Source organism: Streptomyces sp. NBC_01669 (genome assembly GCF_026339735.1).
GTDB classification, from domain to species: Bacteria; Actinomycetota; Actinomycetes; order Streptomycetales; family Streptomycetaceae; genus Streptomyces; species Streptomyces yanii.
In genome coordinates, this window is record NZ_JAPEQG010000001.1 from 7,152,990 (window position 1) to 7,173,683 (window position 20,694).

The window sequence follows — 20,694 nt, forward strand, 5'->3', positions numbered from 1 at the left end:
TTGTGGTCCGGGCCGCAGGGCGCATTGACATCGCAACTCCCTTGAGCCGCAAGGAGACCACACGATGCTGCCCTGGACACGTGCGCCGCGCACCCCACGTGCGCGGAGGACCCTCGCCGCACTGCTCCTCGCCGTCGCAGCGTTCGCCGCCCCCACGGCGACCGCCACCGCAGCCACCCCCGCCGCCACGGCCCCCTCCCGGGGCTGGAACGACTACTCCTGCAAACCCTCCGTAGCCCACCCCCGCCCCGTCGTCCTGGTCCACGGAACCTTCGGGAACTCGATCGACAACTGGCTCGTCCTCGCTCCGTACCTGGTCAACCGGGGCTACTGCGTCTACTCGCTCGACTACGGCCAACTGCCCGGCGTCCCGTTCTTCAACGGCCTCGGTCCGATCGACAAATCGGCCGGGCAGCTCGCCACCTTCGTCGACCAGGTGCTCGCCGCCACCGGAGCGCCCAAGGCCGACATCGTCGGTCACTCCCAGGGCGGCATGATGCCCAACTACTACCTGAAGTTCCTCGGCGGCGCCGCGAAGGTGAATGCCATGATCGGGCTCGCCCCCGACAACCACGGCACCACCCTCCTCGGGCTGACGAAACTGCTGCCGTACTTCCCCGGCGCCGAGGACCTGCTGAACGCCGGCACGCCCGGTCTCGCGGACCAGGTCGCCGGATCCCCGTTCATCACCAAGCTCAACGCGGGCGGCGACACCGTGCCCGGCGTGCGCTACACGGTCGTCGCGACCAAGTACGACGAGGTCGTGACCCCGTACCGCACGCAGTTCCTGGACGGGCCGAACGTACGCAATGTCCTGCTCCAGGACCTGTGCCCGGTCGACCTGTCCGAGCATGTGGCGATCGGGACCGTGGACCGGATCGCGTACCACGAGGTGGCGAACGCCCTGGACCCGGCGCACGCCACCCCGACCACCTGCGCCTCGGCCATCGGCTGAGGTCTTTCGTTCGGATCATGCCGGACCCGCGAGCCCGTCATGATCCGAACGAGGGGCCGTGGCAAAGGGCTTCGCCTCCAGGTCCGACCATTTCAGGGGTTTCGCCGGGTCGTAGCCGGCCCTGGTGAGATACAGCTCGAAGGTGCCCCTGTGCGGTGCCGTGGCCCGGAAGCGGAAGGTGTGGGTGCCCGCCTTCATCTTCGTCGCCGGCCAGTCGGCGCGCGGCAGATCGAGCCCCTTGAACTTGTCGTTGCCCGCACTGCACAGTTTGCCGTCCGGGATCAACTGCCGGTGCTGTCCTGCCGCGTTGGCGATGTTGACTCCGTTCCAGTCGTACAGCGCCTGCGTCCCGCCCGCCGCGACCGCGGCCACGCACGCAGCCCACTTCGGGTGCTCGGGCCCCTCGGCGAAGCAGGCGGAGACCCGGCTGACCGGATCCGTCAGCGAACCATGGGCGGCGGACGGCGCCGCGGCGAGACCCGTCAGCGCGAGCGGCGCCGCGCCGAGCGCGACGATTGCGGCGGCCTTGCGGCGGGCGGTCCTGATCACGGCCATGGTGGCGTCTCTCCTTCGGCGGTCCACGTGGGGGCAGGGAGAAGCTAGCCGTTCGGCTGCCCGAAACAGGGCGTGGAAAAGGGAACTTGGCGATCGTTATGGCCGGCTTATGGGGCCGCTCAGCAGCGATTAAGAACACGCGGGTCAGGGGGTACGGCCGAGGGGGACACCGCCGCGTCCCGCCGCGGCGCTCGCGCCACGGTCCGGGGCGGCGATGCGGCCCTCTCCGTACGTGCACGAGGGACCCACCCGTAGGTCATGGCCGGGGTCCTCGTACGGTGCTTCCATGACCGCCGACACGTCCGACGAGATCCGCCTCGCCGCCCCGGCCGACGTCCCCGACGTACGGGACGTCACCGATGCCGCCTACCGGCACTACATCGCGCGCATCGGCGTCGTCCCCGCACCCATGCGTGCGGACCACGCGGCGGATGTGGCGGCGGGCCGGGTGTACGTGACGGGGGACCCGGACGTCATCGGCGTCCTGGTCCTCGTCCCGCACGAGGACCACCTCTTCCTGGAGTCCGTCGCCGTCCACCCGGACGCGGCCGGCCGGGGAGTCGGCCGACGGCTGCTCGCCTTCGTGGACGCGCACGCCCGCAGCCTCGGCCTTCCCGAGATCCGCCTCTACACCAACGCGCTGATGTGGGAGAACCAGAAGATCTACCCGCGCTACGGGTACGAACTGGTGGAGCGGCGCGTGGACGGCGTCTACGACAGGTTCCACTACCGCAAGCGGCTGACGCGCTGACCGGCCGATCGACTGATCGACTGTGTCAGTGGTGGCTGAGACGATCGACGCATGACGACGATCGACTGGGACTCCGCCGCCGACTCCTTCGACGAGGAGCCCGACCACGGGCTGCTCGATCCGGTGGTCCGGCACGCATGGGCGCAGCGCCTGGAGAACTGGCTGCCCGGGGGCCGTTCCGAGGTGCTCGACCTGGGGTGCGGCACCGGAAGTCTGGCGCTGGTCGTCGCCGGGCAGGGCCACCGGGTCACCGCGGTCGACCGGTCGCCGCGCATGGTCGAGCAGGCGCGGGCCAAGCTTGCCGGGACGGGCACCGAGGTGCTCGTCGGGGACGCGGCCCGACCACCGGTCGGGAAGCAGCAGTTCGACGTGATCATGGCCCGCCATGTGGTGTGGCTGCTGCCCGATCCCGAGGCCGCCCTGCGCCACTGGTTCGGTCTGCTGCGGCCCGGCGGGCGGCTGCTGCTGATCGAGGGGGTGTGGGGCGGGGTGGGCCTCTCCGCCGCGCGACTGACGGCACTGCTCACCCCGTTCACCGAGCGCATCCACCACGAGCGGCTCTCCGGCGACCCGAACCTGTGGGGCAAGCAGGTCGACGACGACCGGTACGCGCTGGTGGCGCGCGCCGAGCCGCCGCACCGGCACGCCGAGATCGTCGATGTGCATCTGATCCTGCGCCGCGGCCCCGACGTCCTGCTCGCCCGCCGCGCCGGCACGGGATACGCGGACGGGCTGTTCAACGGTCCGTCCGGACATGTGGAGGACGGCGAGGACGTCCGCGAGGCGATGATCCGCGAGGCCGCCGAGGAGATCGGTCTCGCGCTGGACCCGGACGAGCTGCGGGTCGCCCTGGTCATGCAGCACCGGGGTCCCGGCGGCAGTCCCCGGACCGGCTGGTTCTTCGAGGCGGAGTACGACCCGGCCCGCCCGCCGTACAACCGCGAACCGGAGAAGTGCTCGGAGCTCGCCTGGTTCCCGCTGGACGCCCTGCCCGACGACATGGTCGCGTACTGCCGTGCGGGGCTGGACGGTTACCGGGCGGGGGAGCACTTCCTGATCCACTGGCACGAGGACGGCGACACCGTGGCGTACCAGCCGCACGGCATCCGCCGCGCGGTCCCGCTGCGGTCCGGCGGGTCCGGTACGGGCGGGGTGCACCACATCGAGCTGTGGGTGCCCGATCTGGCGGTGGCCGAGGCGGGGTGGGGCTGGCTCCTCGGTGAGCTGGGCCATGTCCCGTACCAGAGGTGGGAGCACGGCCGCAGTTGGCGGCGCGGTGACACCTATCTGGTGATCGAGCAGTCACCGGCCCTGGCCCCGGAACCGCACGACCGGCTCCGCCCCGGCCTCAACCACCTGGCGTTCCACCTCCGGGACCGGGCCACGCTGGACGCGCTGGTGGCGCGGGCCCCGGAGCACGGCTGGCGGCTGCTGTTCGCGGACCGCCATCCGTACGCGGGCGGCGACGGGCACTGCGCCGCCTATCTGGAGGACACGGCGGGGTACGAGGTGGAGCTCGTGGTGCGTTAGCGTCCGTCGCCGGACGGGCGCGACGGTGCCAGCAGCCCCGCGAGCCCGCCCGCGAGGGCGAGGCGTTCCAGCTCGTCCAGCGCCCGGCGGGCGGCATCCGCCGCGTCGGGATCGTGTGCGGCCAGTCCGCTCTCCTCGAACTCGTCCTCGTCCAGCCGCAGTACGGAGCAGCCGTCCGCGGACACCCACAGATCGAGATCCAGGTCCTCGACCAGCAGCTCCCCGTCGCCCAGCACTGCGGGCCGGGTGATGTCGCAGTACCAGCCCTTCAGTGTCCCCTCGCCGGTGCGGACCTCCTTCACCGCGAACCATCGGTCGCGCCAGTAGTGTTCGGTGAAGACATCGCCCGGCTCGAACCGTACGAAGCCGAAGTCGCGCACACCCGGTGCGGCCCACGGTGCGGTCACCGTCACCCGGGTGCCGTCGTCGCCCACGAGCTCCGCCGGGTAACGGATCTTCGTCCGCCCCGCCTTGACCAGGACGACCTCAACCGATGTTGTGGACATGGCGCACCTCCGTGGCGCAGATCCGGTAGCCGAACCATGTGTTGATGGCCAGCATCGGGCCGTTGTCCGCGTCATTGCCGGTGTACGCGTCCGTGTAGCCGGCCGCGCGTGCGCGGTGCAGCGAGTCGGTCTTGGCGAGCTTCGCCAGACCCCGGTTGCGGTACGCCCTGCGGGTGCCGGTCATCCCCGACCAGTAGCGGGTCAGGCCGTCGGTGTTCGCCGCGCTGAAGGCCGCCACCTCGCCGTCCACCACAGCGACCGAGGTGAGCTCCCGGTCCAGACCGGGGTTGTTCCAGGTGTTCCGCAGCCAGTCCTCGTAGTCCGAGAGTTCGGCCGGGGTGTCGCTCGGCTCGTCCGCCGTGGTCTCCGCGTCCGCCTCGAACAGGGGCCGCGGGTCGTCCGCGAAGTCCGCGGCGGTCCGCAGCTCCACACCGGACGGAGGGTCCTGACGGGGCGGCAGCGTGCCGTGTGCGAGGTCGAGATGGAGGAAGTGCGCCGGACGGCTCGGCGTATACCCGCGCTTCTCGGCGAAGACCCGGTTCGCCGGCTCGTCGAGCACCCAGGTGTAGATGGCGACAGCCCCCTCCCCGGCCAGATACTCCTCAGCGGTGCGCACCAGCAGCGAGCCTGCGCCGCGGCCCACCCGGTGGGGGTGCGTGTACGGATTGCAGAAACCCTGGCCGGGCTCCGGGCTGTCATGGACGATGCCGACCTGAGCGGTGCCGATGATCTCCCCGTCCTCCTCGGCGACCAGCAGCCTGTACCGCCTGTCGGGATGGGCGTTGACCTGTTCGAAGGCAACCTGCTCAGGAGTCGTCACCATGTACGGAAGTGCGGCGCGCCGCACCCGTACCCACGCCTCGGCGTCGGTGGGCACGAAGTCGCGAACGATCACAGTCATGCGGCGGACGTTACGGGGAGAACCGGCCCGGTCGCCTCCGAATTTCCGGCGGTGGGGGAGAATCGGGCCGTGACTTTGAAGATCGCTCTCGATCCCGACTCCGGCACCGCCCCCTACGAGCAACTGCGCACGCAGATCTCCGAACTGGCGCGGTCCGGCGCGCTGCCCGTCGGCTACAGACTCCCGACCGTACGCGGCTTCGCCGAGGAGCTCGGCCTCGCCGCGAACACGGTGGCCAAGGCGTACCGGACCCTGGAGGCGGACGGGGTGATCGAGACCCGCGGACGGAACGGTACGTTCGTCGCTGCCGCGGGGGATGCGGCGGAGCGGAAGGCCGCGGAGGCGGCGCGGGAGTACGCGGACCAGGTGAGGCGGCTCGGGTTGTCGCGTACGACGGCGGCGTCGCTGGCGCAGGATGCGGTGCGGGCGGCGTACGAGGAGTGACCGCGGCCGTCCGGTCCGGTGGCCTTTCGTGTCCTCAAGGGCGCGAGAACCAAGCCCGTCCGGCGATCGAGGACAGACGGGCTTAGACCGACCGGCAAATGGAGGGCGGCGTCGCGGGGTCTGGCACGCACATCTGCGGCGTTGTCGTCAGTCAACAACGCTCCGCGTTGCCTCCCTCCTCCGCCTTGCAGCTGCACGCACCAGACCCCGCTCCTTCTCCCACCCTCCATTTGCCGGTCGGTCTTACGGGCGGAACCCTCAGAGATACAGGCCCGCGTCCGCCCCCGCGTCCTGCTTCGGCACCGAGGCAGGACCGGTGCCACGGCGCAGCGCGTACAGCTCGGCCAGCGTCGCGCCCTCCCGGCGGAGTCCCTCCTCCGAGCCCAGCCAGGCCACCGCCTCCTGGTGCGTCAGTGAGCCCACCTCGATGCGGGCCAGGCAGCGGCCGGGCCTGACGACCGCCGGGTGGAGCCGCTCCAGGTCCTCATTGGTCGTCACGCCCACCAGCACATTGCGGCCCTGGCCCAGCAGCCCGTCGGTGAGGTTCAGCAGGCGGGACAGCGCCTGGCCCGCGGTGTGCTTGGCCTCGCCGCGGATCAGTTCGTCGCAGTCCTCCAGGAGCAGCAGCCGCCACCTGCTCTTCGCCGTGCCGTCGTCCTCGCCGATCGCGATGTCCATCAGATAGCCGACATCGTTGAAGAGCCGCTCCGGGTCGAGTACGCAGTCGACCTGGCACCAATCCCGCCAGGACCGGGCCAGCGTGCGCAGCGCGGACGTCTTGCCGGTGCCGGGCGGGCCGTGAAGCAGGAGCAGCCGGCCCGCGATGTCGTCCGGTGTCACCTTCATCAGCCGGTCCATGGCCTCGGCCACCGGCGCCGTGTAGTTGCTGCGCACCTCGTCCCATGTACCGGCCGCGATCTGCCGGGTGGTGCGGTGCGGGCCGCGGCGCGGCGAGACGTACCAGAAGCCCATCGTCACGTTCTCGGGCTGTGGTTCCGGTTCGTCCTGGGCACCGTCCGTCGCCTGGCCGAGAATCTTCTGCGCCAGCTCGGCGGTGGTCGCGGTGACGGTGACGTCGGCGCCGCGGTTCCACCGCGAGATGAGGAGCGTCCAGCCCTCCCCCTCGGCGAGGGTCGCGCTGCGGTCTTCGTCGCGGGCGGCGCGCAGCACCTTGGCGGCAGGCGGCAGCAGCGTCGCCCCGGACTTCACCCGGTCGAGGGAGGAACTGTGGGAGTACGGCTGCTCGCCCGTCGCGAAGCGGCCGAGGAACAGCGCGTCGACGACATCGGCCGGGGAATCGCTGTCGTCGACGGTGAGCCGGATCGGAAGAGCGGACTCAGGGTTGGCAGACATGGCGCCCATGATCCGGCACAGGGGCACCCGGCGCACCCAGGTTTCGCCACCTTCTGCCGCCCGTCCGACCGGCCCGCATCGCTCACCTCCTTGAGCCGGCGAATCCGCGTCGGACCTGGCGGGTCCGCCGCACGACCGCGTACCCCTCGGTGAGGATCCGGTCGGCGGCGAAGTTCCGGGCGATCGACGACGGCCCGGCGGGGACCAGCCTTTCGAACTCCGCGATGCCGGTGGACCACCGGACCGTCACCCGCTCCGGGGCGTACGGTTCCTGGCGCCGCCGCGCCGGTGCATTGCCGAGTACGTCCCGCGCGGCCACCCGGTGGAGACGAAGACGGTGGCGGCGACGCCGTGCGTGTCTCGATGTCGATGTTCTGCATGCGCGACTTTGCCGCCCGGTGCGTCGGATGCCCGAATTCCGGATGACGCACGCTCAGCGGGCCGTCAAGGGGACCCCATCGGACGGACTTGGCATGAACACTTCCGGCGCGGCGCCCGTGCTGCTACCACGGAGTAGGGCAGAGATCCTGCCGGTCGGTTCAAGGGAGAATCCATGAAGATATCCAGACTTGTGGCGTTATCGTCCTCGCTTCTGCTCGGTGCCGTACTCGCCCTGACCGGGGCGGCCACCGCGAACGCCGCAACGTCCGTCGATTACGTCGCACTCGGCGACTCGTACTCCTCGGGGGTCGGCTCCGGCAGCTACGACAGCGCCAGCGGCGACTGCAAGCGCAGCACCAAGGCCTATCCCGCGCTCTGGGCCGCCGCCAACTCGCCCGCGTCGTTCGCCTTCACGGCCTGCTCGGGCGCCCGTACCGGCGATGTGACGGCCGGACAGCTCGGCCCGCTCTCCGCCTCGACCGACCTCGTCTCGATCTCCATCGGCGGCAATGACGCGGGCTTCGCCGATGTCATGACCACCTGTGTCCTCCAGTCGGAATCCACCTGCCTCAGCCGGATCGCCACCGCCCGCAGCTATGTCGACTCCACCCTGCCCGGCAAGCTCGACTCGGTGTACACGGCGATCAGGTCCAAGGCGCCGTCCGCCCACGTCGTCGTCCTCGGTTACCCCCGCTTCTACAAGATCGGCGGCAGTTGCCTCGCCGGCCTGAGCGAGACCGAGCGCTCCGCCATCAACAGCGCCTCCGACTACCTCAACGCGGCAACCGCCAAGCGTGCGGCCGACCACGGCTTCACCTTCAGCGATGTCGCATCCAGGTTCACCGGGCACGAGATCTGCTCCGGCAGCGCCTGGCTGCACAGTGTCAACTGGCTCAACATCGGTGAGTCCTACCACCCCACCGCCGCCGGGCAGTCGGGCGGCTATCTGCCCGCCCTCAACTCGGTGGTCTGACGGGGCGGCGGAAGGGCCACGGGCCGCCCCGGTCAGTCGCCCGCCGGAGCGGAAGCCCCTTCCGCCGTGGCGGAGGCCCCGTCCGTCGGGGTCTCCGTCCGGCAGGTCACCGAGAACGCCACTCCGTTCGAGGTGACCGCGACCGGACTCCTCACCTCCAGGGTGATCGTTCCGTGGTACGTGGTGTCCTGCCGGTACGTCAGCTCCGAGTGCGCCACCTGCTTCGACCGCCCGTCGCCGGCGCCGAAGGACAGCGACTGCCAGCCGGGATCCGAGCTCGTACCGTCCTTCAGCGCCCACCGGTACTCGACCTGTGCCGGCGTACGACCCACGGTGATCGTCGCCTCGACCGCCGGTGCCTCGGTGCGCGGCGGCGGGCAAGTGCCCTCGTAGCTCTCGCGTACGGGGGTGAGATACACCGTCACGGTCTGGGGCGGCGGCTTGCTCGTACTGCTGTTGCCGGTGTTCCCGGCGCCGCCTGCGCCCGGTGATCCGTCGGCGTCGGACGTTACCCGGGTGGCGGGCGCCGAGCGCGGGGCGCTGCTGGTCGGGCCCGGGCCGGGGGCGCCGGTGGACCCTCCCGCGTTCTTGTCGTCGCCCTTGTGGGCCAGTGTCCAGACGATCCCGCCGACGGCCAGCAGCAGGACCGCCAGCCCTACGGCGAGAACGGCGACCGCCCGACGCGACCGCTCCTCGGGGGCGTACGCGGATGTCGCAGACGAAGCGGGGGAGGGGAAGGCGGTCGGGGGAAAAGGCGTCGCGGGCGCCGTCGTGCCGGCCGTCATCGTGGCGCCGTGCGGATCCGCCGCGCCGGCCCCCGCGGCCCGCGGCGTACCCCCGGCGGCGACGATCCGCAGCCGATGCTCGGCCTCCGCAGCCGAGAGCCGCTCGGCCGGGTCCTTGCGCAGCAGCGCCTCGACGACCGGGGCGAGCGGGCCGGCTCGCCGGGGCGGCGGCAGTTCCTCGTCGACCACCGCCCGGAGCGTGTTCAGCGGGGTGTTCTGACGGAACGGCGAATTGCCCTCGGTCGCGGCGTACAGAAGCACACCGAGTGACCACAGATCCGATTCGGGCCCCGGCGTGCGTCCCAGTGCGCGCTCCGGTGCCAGGAACTCCGGCGAGCCGATCAGTTCACCCGTCATGGTGAGTGCGGACGTCCCCTCGACCATGGCGATGCCGAAGTCCGTCAGCACCACCCGCCCGTCGTTGGCGAGCAGCACGTTGCCGGGTTTCACATCGCGGTGCAGCACCCCGGACCCATGGGCGCTGCGCAGCGCGGCCAGCACCTCCGCGCCGATGTGCGCCGCCCGCTGTGGGGACATGGGGCCCTCGGCGTCCAGTACGTCGGAGAGCGCGAGCCCGCGGATCAGCTCCATCACGATCCACGGGCGGGAGTCCTCGGTCGCCACGTCGTAGACGGTGACCACGTTGCGGTGGGAGACCCTCGCCGCCGCCCAGGCCTCCCGCTCCAGGCGCGCGTAAAGCCGCTGTACGTCGGGGGTGGGCAGCCCCGACGGGGCGCGGACCTCCTTCACGGCGACCTCGCGCCCCAGCACCTCGTCGCGCGCCCGCCACACGGTCCCCATCCCGCCCTGGCCCAGGGGGCCCAGCAGGCGGTAGCGGCCCGCGATCAGTCGGTCCTCGCCCGGCACTTCGCTCACGGTGATCCCCCATCCGCAGGAGTGGCGGCAGCACGGCGGAAACCTCTCCACGCTAGCTCAGACCGGACCGTTCCCGACCCCCTTGCGCACCAATCCGCCGCTGCGGGCGAACCGTTCCCGTTCTGTCCAACTCGCCCTGTAATCGAGCGAATTATGAGTACGGTCGTCAACCTCCGTATGTGTGTACTCAATCCGGCGCCCGGGATACACGCGTGTCATCGCGGGGGGATAGGGTTAACCTGCCCGGGCCGGGTGCCCTCGTACGGGTGGGGAGTGACATGGAACAGATAGCGATGCGCAGCAGGCCGCGTGTGCCTGCCATCACATGTGGGAGCAGTGCGACCAGTTCGCGCCTCGACCGCCATCTCGCAGTGCTCGGCGGCCCCGCCGTCCCGCAGCGCGAGACCGCGGAGGCGACGTCGCTGATGCTGGAGCTCACCTCGCGCGACGCCGCGCACAGCCGCCGGAGCAGGAGCGCGCGTGTCTCGCTCTTCGCCCCGCTGCGGCGTCTGCGGCGCTCGCTCTTCGGCAGCCGCCACTGACCCGACGGCCTGTCACCATCGATCCGGCCCCCGACCGATCGCCCGTCCCTGACTGAACCGGCCCACCGCTCGGGCCGCGCTCAGGCGATCACACCGTCCCGGCGCAGCTCTGCTGTCTGCTCGTCCGTCATCCCCGCGGCCCGCAGCAGTGCTTCGGTGTGCTCACCGAGCGCCGGTACGGCTCCCATCCGCGGCTCCGCCCCGCCCGGCAGCGTGATCGGCGGCAGCATGGCCCGCAGCGCCCCGACCGGTGATTCCACTTCCCGCCACCGGTCCCGCGCCGCCAGCTGCGGGTGCGCCGCCACATCCGCCACGGTGTTCAGCCGGGCGCAGGCGATGCCCGCGGCGTCCAGCCCGGCCAGCGCCTCCTGCGTGGTCAGCGTGGCGAGCACCTCGGCGACCACCGCATCGGTCCGCTCCCGGTGAGCGGTCCGTGCGGTGTTCGTCGCGAAGTCCGGATCGTCCGCCAACTCCGGCCGTCCCAGAACATGCTCCGTGAGCCGGCGCCACTCCCGGTCGTTCTGCACGGAGAGCAGCAGGTGTTCCCCGTCCGCCGTCTCGAATGCGTCGTAGGGGGCGATGACGGGATGCGCGAGCCCCGTGCGCGCCGGGGTTTCGCCTCCATGCATCCGATGGTGCAGCGGATGCCCCATCCACTCGGTCAGCGCCTCCAGCATCGAGATCTCGACCGGCCCGCCGAGTCCGGTGGTCGCGCGCCGCAGCAGCGCCGCGAGCACCCCCGAGAAGGCGTACATCGCCGCCGCGATGTCGGCGGCGGGCACACCCGCCTTCACCGGCTGCCCGGGCGTGCCGGTGACGGAGACCAGTCCCGCCTCGCACTGCACGAGCATGTCGTAGGCCCGCTTGTGTGCATACGGCCCGTCGGCGCCGTACCCCGAGATGTCGACGGCGACCAGCCGCGGGTGCGCGGCGCAGAGCGTCGTGGCGTCCAGACCGAGCCGGGCGGCCGCGCCCTGGGCGAGGTTCTGTACGAACACATCGGCGTCGGCGACCAGCCGGTGCACCACGGCGAGGCCGCGCGGGTCCTTGAGGTCGATCGCGAGGGACTCCTTGCCGCGGTTGCACCAGACGAAATGCGAGGCCAGACCGCGGGCAGCGGTGTCGTAACCGCGTGCGAAGTCGCCGCCGTCCGGGCGCTCGATCTTGATGACCCGGGCGCCGAGGTCGGCGAGCTGCCTGGTGGCGAACGGGGCGGCGACGGCCTGTTCGACGGCGACGACGGTGATGCCGTCCAGGGGGAGGGGGTGAGTGCTCATAAGAACCGTACCTATCGTGTACGTAACAACTTTGTCATCCCGAGATGTTGACGTCGAAAACTTCTGGGGCCAGGGTGCTGATCGTTTGGCACGTACACAGCACCTCACCCCCGGAGGCGTACATGTGTGACCTGCACGACCAGCATGAGCACGCGCACGAAGCAGCCATGGCAGCCGGCCCGGTCCTCAGCCGCAGACGGATCATGCAGTTGCTCGGCGCGGCAGGGGTGACCACCGCCGTGATGACGGCCGAGGCCGATCCCGCGATGGCCGCGGCCTCCGAGGCGGCCGAAGCCGCGACGGACGACGGTTACGAGGCCCCGAAGGGACTGGCGCAGGACAGCCCGGCCAAACAGGCGGCCATCGGCTGGATCGACACCAACAGCGGCCGGATCACCGGGCTCAACGCGGAGATCTGGGACCACGCCGAACTCAGCCTGCGCGAGTGGAACTCCTCGCTCGCCGAGGCCGGGTTCCTGGAGAAGGCGGGATTCGACGTCGAGTTCGGCACTGCGGGCTTCCCGACCGCGTTCACCGCCACGTACCGCTACGGCAGCGGCGGCCCGGTCCTCGGCTTCAGCGGGGAGTACGACGCGCTGCCCGGCCTCTCGCAGAACAAGGGCGTCGGCCACCATGATCCGCGCGAGTACATCCACGACCCGTTCGCGCCCGGTTACGGCCCCGGACACGGTTGCGGGCACAGCGCGCTGGGAACGGCCGCCGCTGCGGCCGCGGCAGCCGTCGCCCAGGCCGCGGCGAAGCACCGGCTGCCCGTCACCGTGAAGTTCTTCGGCTCGACGGCCGAGGAGGCTCTGATCGGCAAGACGTACGCCGTCAGCAAGGGCGTGTACGACGGTCTGGACGCCTTCCTGGACTGGCATCCCTCCACCGCCAACGCCACCGGCTGGGGCACCACCACCGCGATGACCGCGGTGACCTTCACCTTCCTCGGGGTCGCCGGCCACGGCGGAACCCCGCTCGGCAACAAGAGCGCGCTGGACGCCGCCGTGATGATGGCGACGATGTCGGAGTTCCTGCGCGAGGAGAACCTCGCCCCGTCGGGGCGGCTCCACTGGGTGATCAACAATGGCGGTGACATCCCGAACGTCACCCCGGAGATCGCCGAGATCTCGTACTACGTCCGCGAAGGCAGTCCGGCCCGGGTGCAAGTACTGCTCGACAAGGTGATCGCGGTCTCCGAGGCGGCGGCGAAGGCCAGCCAGACCACGGTCGGACACCGGATCACCTCGGCCTGCTGGAACCAACTGCCGTCGAAGTCCTTCGCCGAGCTGCTGCACGAGAACATGACGCAGATCGGTCCGCCCGCATTCACCGAGGAGGCGCACCGGCTGGCGAAGGAACTCCAGGAGTCACTGGGACTCCCGGCCACCGGCATGCATGACAAGGTCGGCGCGCTCACCCCGCCCAACCCGGTCTTCATGGGCGGCGGTTCGACCGATGTTGCGGACATCAGCTGGAATGTGCCGACCGTGTCGATGGGCGCGGCGCTCGCCCCGATCGGCACCAAGATGCACACCTGGTCCACAGCCGCGTGTGCGGCCGCCGCGCCCGGCCAGGCGGCTGTGATCGCCGCAGCGAAGTATCTGGCCGCGACCGCGGTCGATCTGCTCACCCAGCCGGAGCGGCTGAAGGCGATCAAGGCCGAGTTCGCGGAACGCACCAAGGGACTGGCGTGGAAGACGGCGCTGCCCGGCGGCTATGAGCCACCGATGTACGAGCCGCCGGCCTGGTTCCTGAAGAGGACCGGGCAGAAGTGGCCGCCGAAGAACATCACCTGGCCGCCGAAGCGGGTCGTGTCGCAGGAGAAGTTCTCCTCGCTGGGGCCGGAACTGACACCGCAGAAGTAAAGGGGCAGAACTAAAGGGGCAGAAGTAAAGGGCGTGGTGCCGTGGCATGCCCCGGCACCACCGCACCGAGTGCCGCCTGCCTGGCGGTGGGAACCGTGCTCATGCCCGCCGGAGCCGGCGCCCGCAACGGTGACCCGGCCCGCGGACGACGGTCCGACCGGGACCGAAATAATTCGGCACCGAAGTACTTCTAGACTGTGCGCATGTCCGAAAAGCGAGCAGCGCGTCTCAGTCCCGACGAACGAAGGGCTCAGTTGGTGGCCATCGGCCTGGACATGCTGGCCGACCGGTCACTGGACGAGCTCTCCACCGACGAGGTGGCGCGCCGTGCCGGGATCTCCCGGGGGCTGCTGTTCCACTACTTCGACTCCAAGCGCGACTTCTACCGTGTCGTGGTGCAGCAGGAGTGCGACTGCTTCGTCGCAGCCACGGAACCGGACTCCTCGCTGGAGCCCGTTCCCTGGCTGCGGTCGTTCATCATCGGCTTCGTGGCGTACGTACTCGAGCACCGCAAGGTCTATCTGACCCTGGTCCGCGGCGCCGCGGGGAGTCATCCCACGGTGGAGGACATCGTCGAGGGGACCCGGGATACGCTCGCCCGGCGGGTGGAGGAGGGGCAGCGGCGGCTCGGGATGCCGGACTCGCCGTGGCTCTCCATCGCCAGCCGGGCCTGGATGGCGTTCGCCGAGGAGGCCGTCACCAGCTGGCCGCTCGACGAGCCGGACGCGCTGGCGGAGCTCGCCGCCTTCCTGGAGTCGAGCTTCATCAGCCTGCTCAGCACGCTGGACCGGCCTGCCGCGCTGACGCATTGATTCCGCGGTGAGCCCGGTGGGCGTGCCGCGCCGGCGCGATGACCCGTCGAGTGTCCGGGGCGTCCGCCGCGTCGGTGCGGTGGCCCCTCGGTGAGTCCGTGTCACTCGCCGCCGCGCGCATGGCGCCGGACGGCCAGCGGTACGAATACCACGAGGAGCGCCGCCGACCAGGCGAGCGTGCCCGCCACCGGGTGGGCTGCCGGCCAGGCGGCGTCCGCGGACGGCGCCGCATTGCCGAACAGGTCGCGGGTGGCGGCGGCCATGGCGCTGATCGGGTTCCACTCCGCGACCGTCCGGAGCAGGCCGGGCAGATTGTCGGTCGGGATGTAGGCGCTGGACAGCAGCGGCAGGATGAACGTGGCGCTGCCCAGCTGGCCCGCCGCCTCCTCGTTCCGGATGAGCAGCCCCAGCCAGCAGCCCAGCCAGGACGTGGCGAACCGGAAGAGCAGCAGCAGTCCGAACCCGCCGAGTGCCGCCGACGGGCCGCCCTCGATGCGCCAGCCCACCGCCAGCCCGACCAGGATCAGCGGCACCATGCCGATCGCCGTGGTCAGCAGATCGGCCGCGGTCTGCCCGAGCGGTACGGCGGTGCGGCTCATCGGCAGCGTACGGAACCGGTCCATCACGCCCCGGTGGCAGTCCTGTGCGGACTGGAACATGCCGGTCATGATGCCGTTCGCCGCCGTCGCCGCGAGCAGCCCGGGCACCAGGAACGCGCGGTACTCCTGCCCGGGCATGGCGAGTGCGCTGCCGAACACGTACCCGAAGAACAGCAGCATCGTGATCGGCATGGTCTGGGTCAGGATCAGCACCCCGGGGGCGGCCTTGATCCGCTGCAGGTGGCGGCCCAGCACGGCGCAGCCGTCGGCCAGCGGTGTGCTGGTGACCGTGCGGGCCGCAGTCGCTTCCCGTGCCTGCGTCATGCTGTCGCCTCCTTCAGGGGCGGGGAGGTGCGGCCGTCGCCGCGGTCGGTCAGGCGGAGGAAGACCTCGTCGAGCGTCGGCGGGCGCAGGCTCGCGTCGATCAGCGGTACGCCGGCCGCGTCGAGTTCGCGGACGATACGGGGGAGGGTGAGCGTGGTGTCGGTCGCGACGGCGCCCACGGTGCGGCGCTCATGGTCGAGCACCGGTTCGGCGCCGGTGAGCCGGTCGAGGACGGCCGCTGCCGGAACCAGCGCCGATGCGTGGGCGACGACCACCTCTGCGTACGAACCGATGCGGGCCTTCAGCTCGGCGGGGGAGCCGCGCTGGGCGGCCCGGCCCCGGTCGATCAGCACGATGTCGTCGGCCAGCTGATCGGCCTCCTCCAGATACTGCGTGGTGAGCAGGACGGTGGTGCCCCGGCCCGCCAGTTCGCGTACCGCCGCCCAGATCTGGTTGCGGCTGTGCGGGTCGAGTCCGGTGCTCGGCTCGTCGAGGAAGAGGACCTGCGGACGGGTCAGCAGGCCGGCGGCCAGGTCCAGACGGCGCCGCATTCCGCCCGAGTAGGTGCGGGCCGGGCGGTCGGCCGCCTCGGTCAGCTCGAAGCGTTCGAGGAGTGCGTCGGCGTGGCGGCGCACGGCCTCGCCACGGAAGCCGAGCAGCCGGCCGAAGAGCCGCAGATTCTGGCGGCCGGAGAGCTCGTCGTCGACCGAGGCGCTCTGCCCGGTCACCCCGATCGCCGCGCGCACCGCGCCCGCCTCGCGCACCACGTCGTGCCCGGCGACCCGGGCGCTGCCGCCGTCCGGGGCGGTCAGCGTGGTGAGGATCCGGACGGCGGTGGTCTTGCCCGCGCCGTTCGGTCCCAGGACTCCGCAGACGGCGCCCTCGGCGACGGCGAGATCGAGCCCGCGCAGTGCATGGACGTCCCCGTAGCGTTTCTCCAGACCTTCACTAAGTACAGCGTACGTAGTTGTCATGGTGCCCACCGTACCTCACTACGTACGGTGTACGTAACTAGGATGGTGAGCGAGGTGATGATCGATGGTGGGGCGACCCGCTGTACCCGAAGTGATCTGGGCACGCCCCGAGCGTGCGGGCCGTGGCCCGAAGCCCGCATTCAGCCGCGCCGACATCGCGGACGCCGCCGTCCGCATCGCCGATGCGGAGGGCATCGACGCGGTGTCCATGCGCAAGGTGGCGGCCGAGCTCGGCTGCGGCACGATGTCGCTGTACAACTACGTGCCGCGCAAGGAGGACCTGTACGAGCTCATGGTCGACCGGGTCAGCGCCGCTTACGAGCTGCCGGAGCACCCTTCGGGGGACTGGCGCGCCGACCTCGTCGCACTCGCCCACCAGACCCGTGCGCTGATGCACCGCCACACGTGGGTGCCCCGGCTGATGTCACCCGTCTACGGCTTCTCGCCGAACGCGCTGCGGTTCCTGGAGTACGCGCTGAGCTGCCTGGATGGCCTGGACGCGCGGTTCGGCGAGAAGATGGAGCTCATCGCCATGGTCAACGGCATGGTCACCACGTATGTGTCCAACGAGATCGCCACGGCGGAGCGGAGCCGGTCACTGCCCTGGTCCGAGGAACAGGAGCAGGCCGCCCGCACCGGCTATCTGATCAGTCAGATCATGACCGGGAAGTACCCGCGGATGGCGGCCGCGTTCGCCGAGGACTCCGGGCCGATCGATCTGGACGGGGTGTTCGACCGGGCGCTCGACCGGGTCCTGGACTCGTTCGAACGGTCCGCGTCCTGACTGCCCGATACGTGTCACACCAGGGCGAACTGCCCTTCCGGGCCCTCCTCGTGGTGGTCGAGCACGGAAGCCGGCCGCCTGGCCGTCGCCGCGACCGGCAGGACACCGGCCGCTCGCAGATCACCGGCGGTGAGCCGCGGGCCGTCGGCCGGCTCCTCCTGCCGGGGCCGGAGTTTGGTGAGCAGCGCCAGCACGGTGATCAGTTCCAGCAGTTCCGAGGTCCACTCCTGGGGCCAGCCCCGGGGCCGTATCGCCTCCAGACCGTCCGCCCCGTCCGCCGCGGCCCGTCGCTCGAACCACAGCTCCAGCATCCGGGCCCCGCCCACCCGGAACTCCCAGGCTCCCGCCGGCACGGGCGAGATGCGTCCCGTACCCAGCAGGAGCGTCTCGTCGCCGGGGTCGTACTCCAGCGTGCCGGGCGCGGCCGGTACCGCGGCCCGCACGTAGGGGCGCCGCCCGCCGGGCAGCCGCGGGCGCTCCCCGCCGCGCGCGCCGCGCAGCTGCAGCCGCAACAGTTCCTGGCCCAGCTCCACCCCGGCCCACCAACGTGCGGTGTCGGCGGGCAGTGGTACGACGGTCCCGGCGGGGGAGTGACGGGCCGCCGTGACGATCCATGCCAGCACGGTCTCCGCGGTGACCGTGTCCCCGTGCCGGGCGCGCAGCAGCCCGAGCAGTCCGGGCGCCAGATTGGGTTCCCGTCCGCCGGGCCTTCGGTAGAGCGGCCGGATCCGGCCGGGGCGGCCCGCCGGCCAGTGGCCGTCGGGCAGCAGCGCCGTCACGGACAGGGCGGGACCGGTGTCCTGCGGTACGTACCCGTGCTCGACGGCGAAGAGCTGGTGCCCGTCGGCGACCCTCCACAGCTCCGGGCGGGCGGCGTCGATCAGTCGGTGGTCGGGGATCAGCCACTGCTCGTCGAACGGTCCGTGCAGGATCCGCACCGGCTCGGGGCACGGGCCGGACTCCCGTGCGAACCGGGCGGTGGAGGCGGTCTGGCCGGGCAGCGCCGTGACCGGAGTCTGCGGGTTACGGGAACGGGTGGGCCGGAAAAGCTGTTCGCGCTCGGCTCCCTCGGTGCTGACCAGACGTCCCCAACGGGCCTTGAGGGAACCGGCGTCCGGGGCCGTCACCCAGGGGCGCCCGGTGCGCAGGGGCCGTACGGACCATGGCATGAGGTCATCGAGCAGCGGGATGTCGTCGTCCCCGCCGGCTCCGGCGCCCGCCCGTGCTGCCACCGTGTCGTCCTCCCCGTCGCCACGTCCGCCGCCCCAGGCATCGTAACGGCGCGTCGTGTGCGGTCAGTGCGCTTCGACCGTCACCGAGAACGAGAACCTGTCCCCGCGGTACCGGATCTGTGCCACATCCACCACCCGGCCGCTCTCGTCGTACGTCACCCCTGTGTAGAAGAGGATCGGGCTGAGCAGCGGGACCTGGAGGAGCTCGGCGGTGGCCGGGTCGGCGAGCCGCGCCTCGACCGTGTCCGTGATCCGCGCGATCCGGACGCCGACGCGATCGCGCAACACCTTGGTCATCGGCCAGCGTTCGAGATCGGCGGCATCGAGCCGGGCCGCGACCTCGGGATGCACCGTGTTCTCCGCCCAGTTGGTGGGCTCGCCGGTGTCGCCGTCGCAGCGCAGCCGCCGGTAGCCGACCACGTCCGTACAGCCCGGGAAGTACTCGGCGAGATCGCCGGGCAGGGCGAGCGGACCATGGCCGAGGACCGTGGTGCGCTCGCCCGACTGCTGGGCGACGATCGCATCGATCGAGCCGAGCAGCCGGACCGGCGAGGCCCGGCGGGCCCCCGGCTCGATGAAGGTGCCGCGCCGCCGGTGCCTGCTGATCAGCCCCTCCGTCTCCAGCTCCTTGAGTGCCTGCCGCATCGTGAGGACGCTGACGCCGTAGTGTGCGGCGAGCTGCTCCTCGGTCGGCAGCCGCAGCGAGGCGTCCCGGGCGCGGCCGAGTATGGACGCGCGCAGGGACTGCGAGACCTGGTACCACAGCGGCAGTTTGCGGTTCAGGACCAGCGAGTCGGGGGCGAAGGCCGTCACCTGGGGCGTCTGGGGCGTCTGGGGCAGTTGAGGCACCTGGGTCACCTGGACTCTCCGTACTGCGACACTGCGGACGCGACGAGCGGGGGCCGGGAAGCGGCGGCTTCGCCTATGGCCGGAAGTTGCGTTCGAGACCCTGCCACACGTCGTCGTACCCGCGCTGCAGGTGGTCGGCGGTCGCTGCCTGTCCGGTCGCCGTGACCGGCCAGCGGGTCTCGAACATGAAGGCAAGACCGTCGTCGATCTTCTGCGGCTTCAGCTCCGCCGCGCTCGCCCGGTCGAAGGTCTCCCGGTCCGGGCCGTGCGCCGACATCATGTTGTGGAGCGAGCCGCCGCCCGGCACGAAGCCGCCCCTGCCGGCCGTCTTCGCGTCGTACGCCCCCTCGATCAGCCCCATGTACTCGCTCATCACGTTGCGGTGGAAGTACGGCGGCCGGAACGTGTCCTCGCCGACCAGCCAGCGCGGCGCGAAGACGACGAAATCCACACCGGCGAGACCGGGGGTGTCGGACGGCGAGGTCAGCACCGTGAAGATCGACGGGTCGGGGTGGTCGTAGCTGATGGAGCCGATGACATTGAAGCGGTGCAGGTCGTAGACGTACGGGGTGTGGTTGCCGTGCCAGGCGACGACATCGAGCGGCGAGTGGTCGTACGTCGCGGACCAGAGGTTGCCGCAGAACTTGTTGATCACCTGGAACGGGCGGTCCGCGTCCTCGTACGCGGCGACGGGAGCGAGGAAGTCCCGGGCGTTGGCAAGGCCGTTGGCGCCGATCGGGCCGAGGTCGGGGAGGGTGAACGGCTGCCCGTAGTTCTCGCAGACATAGCCGCGGGCGGAGTCGTCGAGGAGTTCCACCCGGAAGCGGACACCGCGGGGGATCAGTGCGATGTGGCCGGGTTCGGCGCGCAGCAGGCCCAGTTCGGTACGGAGCAGCAGGCCGCCCCGCTCGGGGACGATCAGCAGTTCGCCGTCGGAGTCGCTGAACACCCGGTCGGTCATGGCCGTGTTGGCGTGGTAGAGGTGCACGGCCATGCCGGTGCGCTGGGTGGCGTCGCCGTTGCCGCCGAGGGTCCACAGCCCTGCCAGGAAGTCCGTGCCGGGGGCGGGGTCGGGGAGCGGGTCCCAGCGCAGCCGGTTCGGATCGGGGACGGACTCGGTGAAGGGGGCGGTGCGCACCACGCCGTTGTCGATCCGGACGAACGGCGGGTGGGCGGCCGAGGGACGGATCCGGTAGAGCCAGGAGCGGCGGTTGTGGGCGCGCGGTTCGGTGAAGGCCGAGCCACTCAGCTGCTCGGCGTAGAGGCCGAGGGGTGCTCGCTGCGGCGAGTTGCGGCCCTGCGGCAGCGCTCCCGGGACCGCCTCGGAGCTGTGCTCATTGCCGAAACCGGCGGAGTGCGCAAGCGCTTCCGCCGTCTTCCTCGCCTGCTCGATGCCGCTGGTGCCGCCCATGCCGCGCTCCCG

Annotated in this window: 19 protein-coding genes and 2 pseudogenes; 9 read left to right on the forward strand and 12 right to left on the reverse strand. The window is 71.2% G+C overall.

Features of this window, described 5'->3' with window-relative positions; all coding sequences use genetic code 11:
* Positions 1-64 precede the first annotated feature (64 nt).
* The gene (locus OG972_RS31980; protein WP_266987411.1) at positions 65-955 is read left to right on the forward strand and encodes a triacylglycerol lipase; all 891 of its coding nucleotides are present in this window, start codon (positions 65-67) and stop codon (positions 953-955) included.
* Between the two features lie 54 nt (positions 956-1,009).
* On the opposite strand, the pseudogene OG972_RS31985 reads toward OG972_RS31980, so the two are convergent.
* Positions 1,010-1,510 (reverse strand): annotated as a pseudogene (locus tag OG972_RS31985) (lytic polysaccharide monooxygenase); the annotation flags it as partial.
* A gap of 286 nt (positions 1,511-1,796) precedes the next feature.
* On the opposite strand from OG972_RS31985, the gene OG972_RS31990 reads away from it, so the two are divergent.
* Together OG972_RS31990 and OG972_RS31995 are read left to right on the forward strand one after the other, a co-directional pair.
* The gene (locus OG972_RS31990; protein ID WP_266987413.1) at positions 1,797-2,261 is read left to right on the forward strand and encodes a GNAT family N-acetyltransferase; all 465 of its coding nucleotides are present in this window, start codon (positions 1,797-1,799) and stop codon (positions 2,259-2,261) included.
* Positions 2,262-2,312: 51 nt separating this feature from the next.
* On the forward strand, positions 2,313-3,791 hold the full coding sequence (locus tag OG972_RS31995) for a trifunctional class I SAM-dependent methyltransferase/NUDIX hydrolase/VOC family protein (RefSeq protein WP_266987415.1): 1,479 nt from the start codon (positions 2,313-2,315) through the stop codon (positions 3,789-3,791).
* Here the strand turns inward: OG972_RS31995 and OG972_RS32000 are convergent.
* Positions 3,788-4,297: a DUF402 domain-containing protein gene (locus tag OG972_RS32000; protein WP_266987417.1), complete on the reverse strand. Its 510-nt coding sequence runs from the start codon at positions 4,295-4,297 to the stop codon at positions 3,788-3,790. The two genes, OG972_RS31995 and OG972_RS32000, sit on opposite strands and share 4 nt — an antisense overlap.
* Positions 4,278-5,198, reverse strand: a complete 921-nt coding sequence (locus OG972_RS32005) for a GNAT family N-acetyltransferase (RefSeq protein ID WP_266987419.1) — start codon at positions 5,196-5,198, stop codon at positions 4,278-4,280. The genes OG972_RS32000 and OG972_RS32005 overlap by 20 nt, the downstream gene beginning before the upstream one ends.
* Before the next feature lie 69 nt (positions 5,199-5,267).
* Here OG972_RS32005 and OG972_RS32010 point away from each other — a divergent pair, with 69 nt between their 5' ends.
* Positions 5,268-5,642: a GntR family transcriptional regulator gene (locus OG972_RS32010; RefSeq protein ID WP_266987422.1), complete on the forward strand. Its 375-nt coding sequence runs from the start codon at positions 5,268-5,270 to the stop codon at positions 5,640-5,642.
* Between the two features lie 258 nt (positions 5,643-5,900).
* Here OG972_RS32010 and OG972_RS32015 read toward each other — a convergent pair whose 3' ends face one another.
* Together OG972_RS32015 and OG972_RS32020 are read right to left on the reverse strand one after the other, a co-directional pair.
* A complete protein-coding gene (locus tag OG972_RS32015; RefSeq protein ID WP_266990849.1) occupies positions 5,901-7,004 on the reverse strand; it encodes a DUF5925 domain-containing protein in 1,104 nt (367 codons plus the stop codon).
* Positions 7,005-7,077: 73 nt separating this feature from the next.
* Positions 7,078-7,296, reverse strand: a pseudogene (locus OG972_RS32020) (polysaccharide deacetylase family protein); the annotation flags it as partial.
* A 252-nt stretch (positions 7,297-7,548) separates the two neighbouring features.
* On the opposite strand from OG972_RS32020, the gene OG972_RS32025 reads away from it, so the two are divergent.
* Complete coding sequence (locus OG972_RS32025) at positions 7,549-8,349, forward strand: SGNH/GDSL hydrolase family protein (protein WP_266987424.1); 801 nt, start codon at positions 7,549-7,551, stop codon at positions 8,347-8,349.
* 32 nt (positions 8,350-8,381) lie between these two features.
* Here the strand turns inward: OG972_RS32025 and OG972_RS32030 are convergent, their stop codons facing one another.
* Entirely contained in the window at positions 8,382-10,010 is a 1,629-nt protein-coding gene (locus OG972_RS32030) for a serine/threonine-protein kinase (protein ID WP_266987426.1), read from the reverse strand.
* A 278-nt stretch (positions 10,011-10,288) separates the two neighbouring features.
* On the opposite strand from OG972_RS32030, the gene OG972_RS32035 reads away from it, so the two are divergent.
* Positions 10,289-10,552 (forward strand): hypothetical protein, encoded by a 264-nt coding sequence (locus tag OG972_RS32035; RefSeq protein WP_266987428.1) that lies wholly within the window; start codon positions 10,289-10,291, stop codon positions 10,550-10,552.
* 80 nt (positions 10,553-10,632) lie between these two features.
* Here OG972_RS32035 and OG972_RS32040 read toward each other — a convergent pair whose 3' ends face one another.
* Positions 10,633-11,829, reverse strand: coding sequence for a CaiB/BaiF CoA-transferase family protein (locus OG972_RS32040; RefSeq protein ID WP_266987430.1), 1,197 nt, complete (start codon positions 11,827-11,829; stop codon positions 10,633-10,635).
* A 122-nt stretch (positions 11,830-11,951) separates the two neighbouring features.
* Between OG972_RS32040 and OG972_RS32045 the strand changes: the two genes are divergently transcribed.
* Both OG972_RS32045 and OG972_RS32050 read left to right on the forward strand, forming a co-directional pair.
* Complete coding sequence (locus tag OG972_RS32045) at positions 11,952-13,697, forward strand: amidohydrolase (protein WP_266987432.1); 1,746 nt, start codon at positions 11,952-11,954, stop codon at positions 13,695-13,697.
* 203 nt (positions 13,698-13,900) lie between these two features.
* The gene (locus OG972_RS32050) at positions 13,901-14,509 is read left to right on the forward strand and encodes a TetR/AcrR family transcriptional regulator (RefSeq protein WP_266987434.1); all 609 of its coding nucleotides are present in this window, start codon (positions 13,901-13,903) and stop codon (positions 14,507-14,509) included.
* A gap of 101 nt (positions 14,510-14,610) precedes the next feature.
* On the opposite strand, the gene OG972_RS32055 is transcribed toward OG972_RS32050, so the two are convergent.
* On the reverse strand, positions 14,611-15,432 hold the full coding sequence (locus tag OG972_RS32055; RefSeq protein WP_266987436.1) for an ABC transporter permease: 822 nt from the start codon (positions 15,430-15,432) through the stop codon (positions 14,611-14,613).
* On the reverse strand, positions 15,429-16,406 hold the full coding sequence (locus OG972_RS32060; protein WP_266987438.1) for an ATP-binding cassette domain-containing protein: 978 nt from the start codon (positions 16,404-16,406) through the stop codon (positions 15,429-15,431). Before OG972_RS32060 ends, OG972_RS32055 begins: the two co-directional genes overlap by 4 nt.
* A gap of 64 nt (positions 16,407-16,470) precedes the next feature.
* Here OG972_RS32060 and OG972_RS32065 point away from each other — a divergent pair, with 64 nt between their 5' ends.
* A complete protein-coding gene (locus OG972_RS32065) occupies positions 16,471-17,190 on the forward strand; it encodes a TetR/AcrR family transcriptional regulator (RefSeq protein ID WP_266987440.1) in 720 nt (239 codons plus the stop codon).
* 14 nt (positions 17,191-17,204) lie between these two features.
* Here the strand turns inward: OG972_RS32065 and OG972_RS32070 are convergent, their stop codons facing one another.
* The 3 genes from OG972_RS32070 to hmgA form a co-directional block, all read right to left on the reverse strand.
* Positions 17,205-18,422 (reverse strand): type ISP restriction/modification enzyme, encoded by a 1,218-nt coding sequence (locus tag OG972_RS32070; protein WP_266987442.1) that lies wholly within the window; start codon positions 18,420-18,422, stop codon positions 17,205-17,207.
* 63 nt (positions 18,423-18,485) lie between these two features.
* Complete coding sequence (locus OG972_RS32075) at positions 18,486-19,280, reverse strand: GntR family transcriptional regulator (RefSeq protein ID WP_266987444.1); 795 nt, start codon at positions 19,278-19,280, stop codon at positions 18,486-18,488.
* A 64-nt stretch (positions 19,281-19,344) separates the two neighbouring features.
* Entirely contained in the window at positions 19,345-20,682 is a 1,338-nt protein-coding gene (hmgA, locus tag OG972_RS32080; protein WP_266987446.1) for a homogentisate 1,2-dioxygenase, read from the reverse strand.
* Between the last annotated feature and the right edge of the window lie 12 nt (positions 20,683-20,694).

Excerpts from the sequence above, each read along its gene's own strand:
- OG972_RS31980 (WP_266987411.1), top strand. The coding sequence starts at position 65 with ATGCTGCCCTGGACACGTGCGCCGCGCACCCCACGTGCGCGGAGGACC.
- OG972_RS31990 (WP_266987413.1), top strand. The coding sequence starts at position 1,797 with ATGACCGCCGACACGTCCGACGAGATCCGCCTCGCCGCCCCGGCCGAC.
- OG972_RS31995 (WP_266987415.1), top strand. The coding sequence starts at position 2,313 with ATGACGACGATCGACTGGGACTCCGCCGCCGACTCCTTCGACGAGGAG.
- OG972_RS32000 (WP_266987417.1), bottom strand. The coding sequence starts at position 4,297 with ATGTCCACAACATCGGTTGAGGTCGTCCTGGTCAAGGCGGGGCGGACG.
- OG972_RS32005 (WP_266987419.1), bottom strand. The coding sequence starts at position 5,198 with ATGACTGTGATCGTTCGCGACTTCGTGCCCACCGACGCCGAGGCGTGG.
- OG972_RS32015 (WP_266990849.1), bottom strand. The coding sequence starts at position 7,004 with ATGGGCGCCATGTCTGCCAACCCTGAGTCCGCTCTTCCGATCCGGCTC.
- OG972_RS32025 (WP_266987424.1), top strand. The coding sequence starts at position 7,549 with ATGAAGATATCCAGACTTGTGGCGTTATCGTCCTCGCTTCTGCTCGGT.
- OG972_RS32035 (WP_266987428.1), top strand. The coding sequence starts at position 10,289 with ATGGAACAGATAGCGATGCGCAGCAGGCCGCGTGTGCCTGCCATCACA.
- OG972_RS32040 (WP_266987430.1), bottom strand. The coding sequence starts at position 11,829 with ATGAGCACTCACCCCCTCCCCCTGGACGGCATCACCGTCGTCGCCGTC.
- OG972_RS32045 (WP_266987432.1), top strand. The coding sequence starts at position 11,952 with ATGTGTGACCTGCACGACCAGCATGAGCACGCGCACGAAGCAGCCATG.
- OG972_RS32050 (WP_266987434.1), top strand. The coding sequence starts at position 13,901 with ATGTCCGAAAAGCGAGCAGCGCGTCTCAGTCCCGACGAACGAAGGGCT.
- OG972_RS32055 (WP_266987436.1), bottom strand. The coding sequence starts at position 15,432 with ATGACGCAGGCACGGGAAGCGACTGCGGCCCGCACGGTCACCAGCACA.
- OG972_RS32060 (WP_266987438.1), bottom strand. The coding sequence starts at position 16,406 with ATGACAACTACGTACGCTGTACTTAGTGAAGGTCTGGAGAAACGCTAC.
- OG972_RS32065 (WP_266987440.1), top strand. The coding sequence starts at position 16,471 with ATGGTGGGGCGACCCGCTGTACCCGAAGTGATCTGGGCACGCCCCGAG.
- hmgA (WP_266987446.1), bottom strand. The coding sequence starts at position 20,682 with ATGGGCGGCACCAGCGGCATCGAGCAGGCGAGGAAGACGGCGGAAGCG.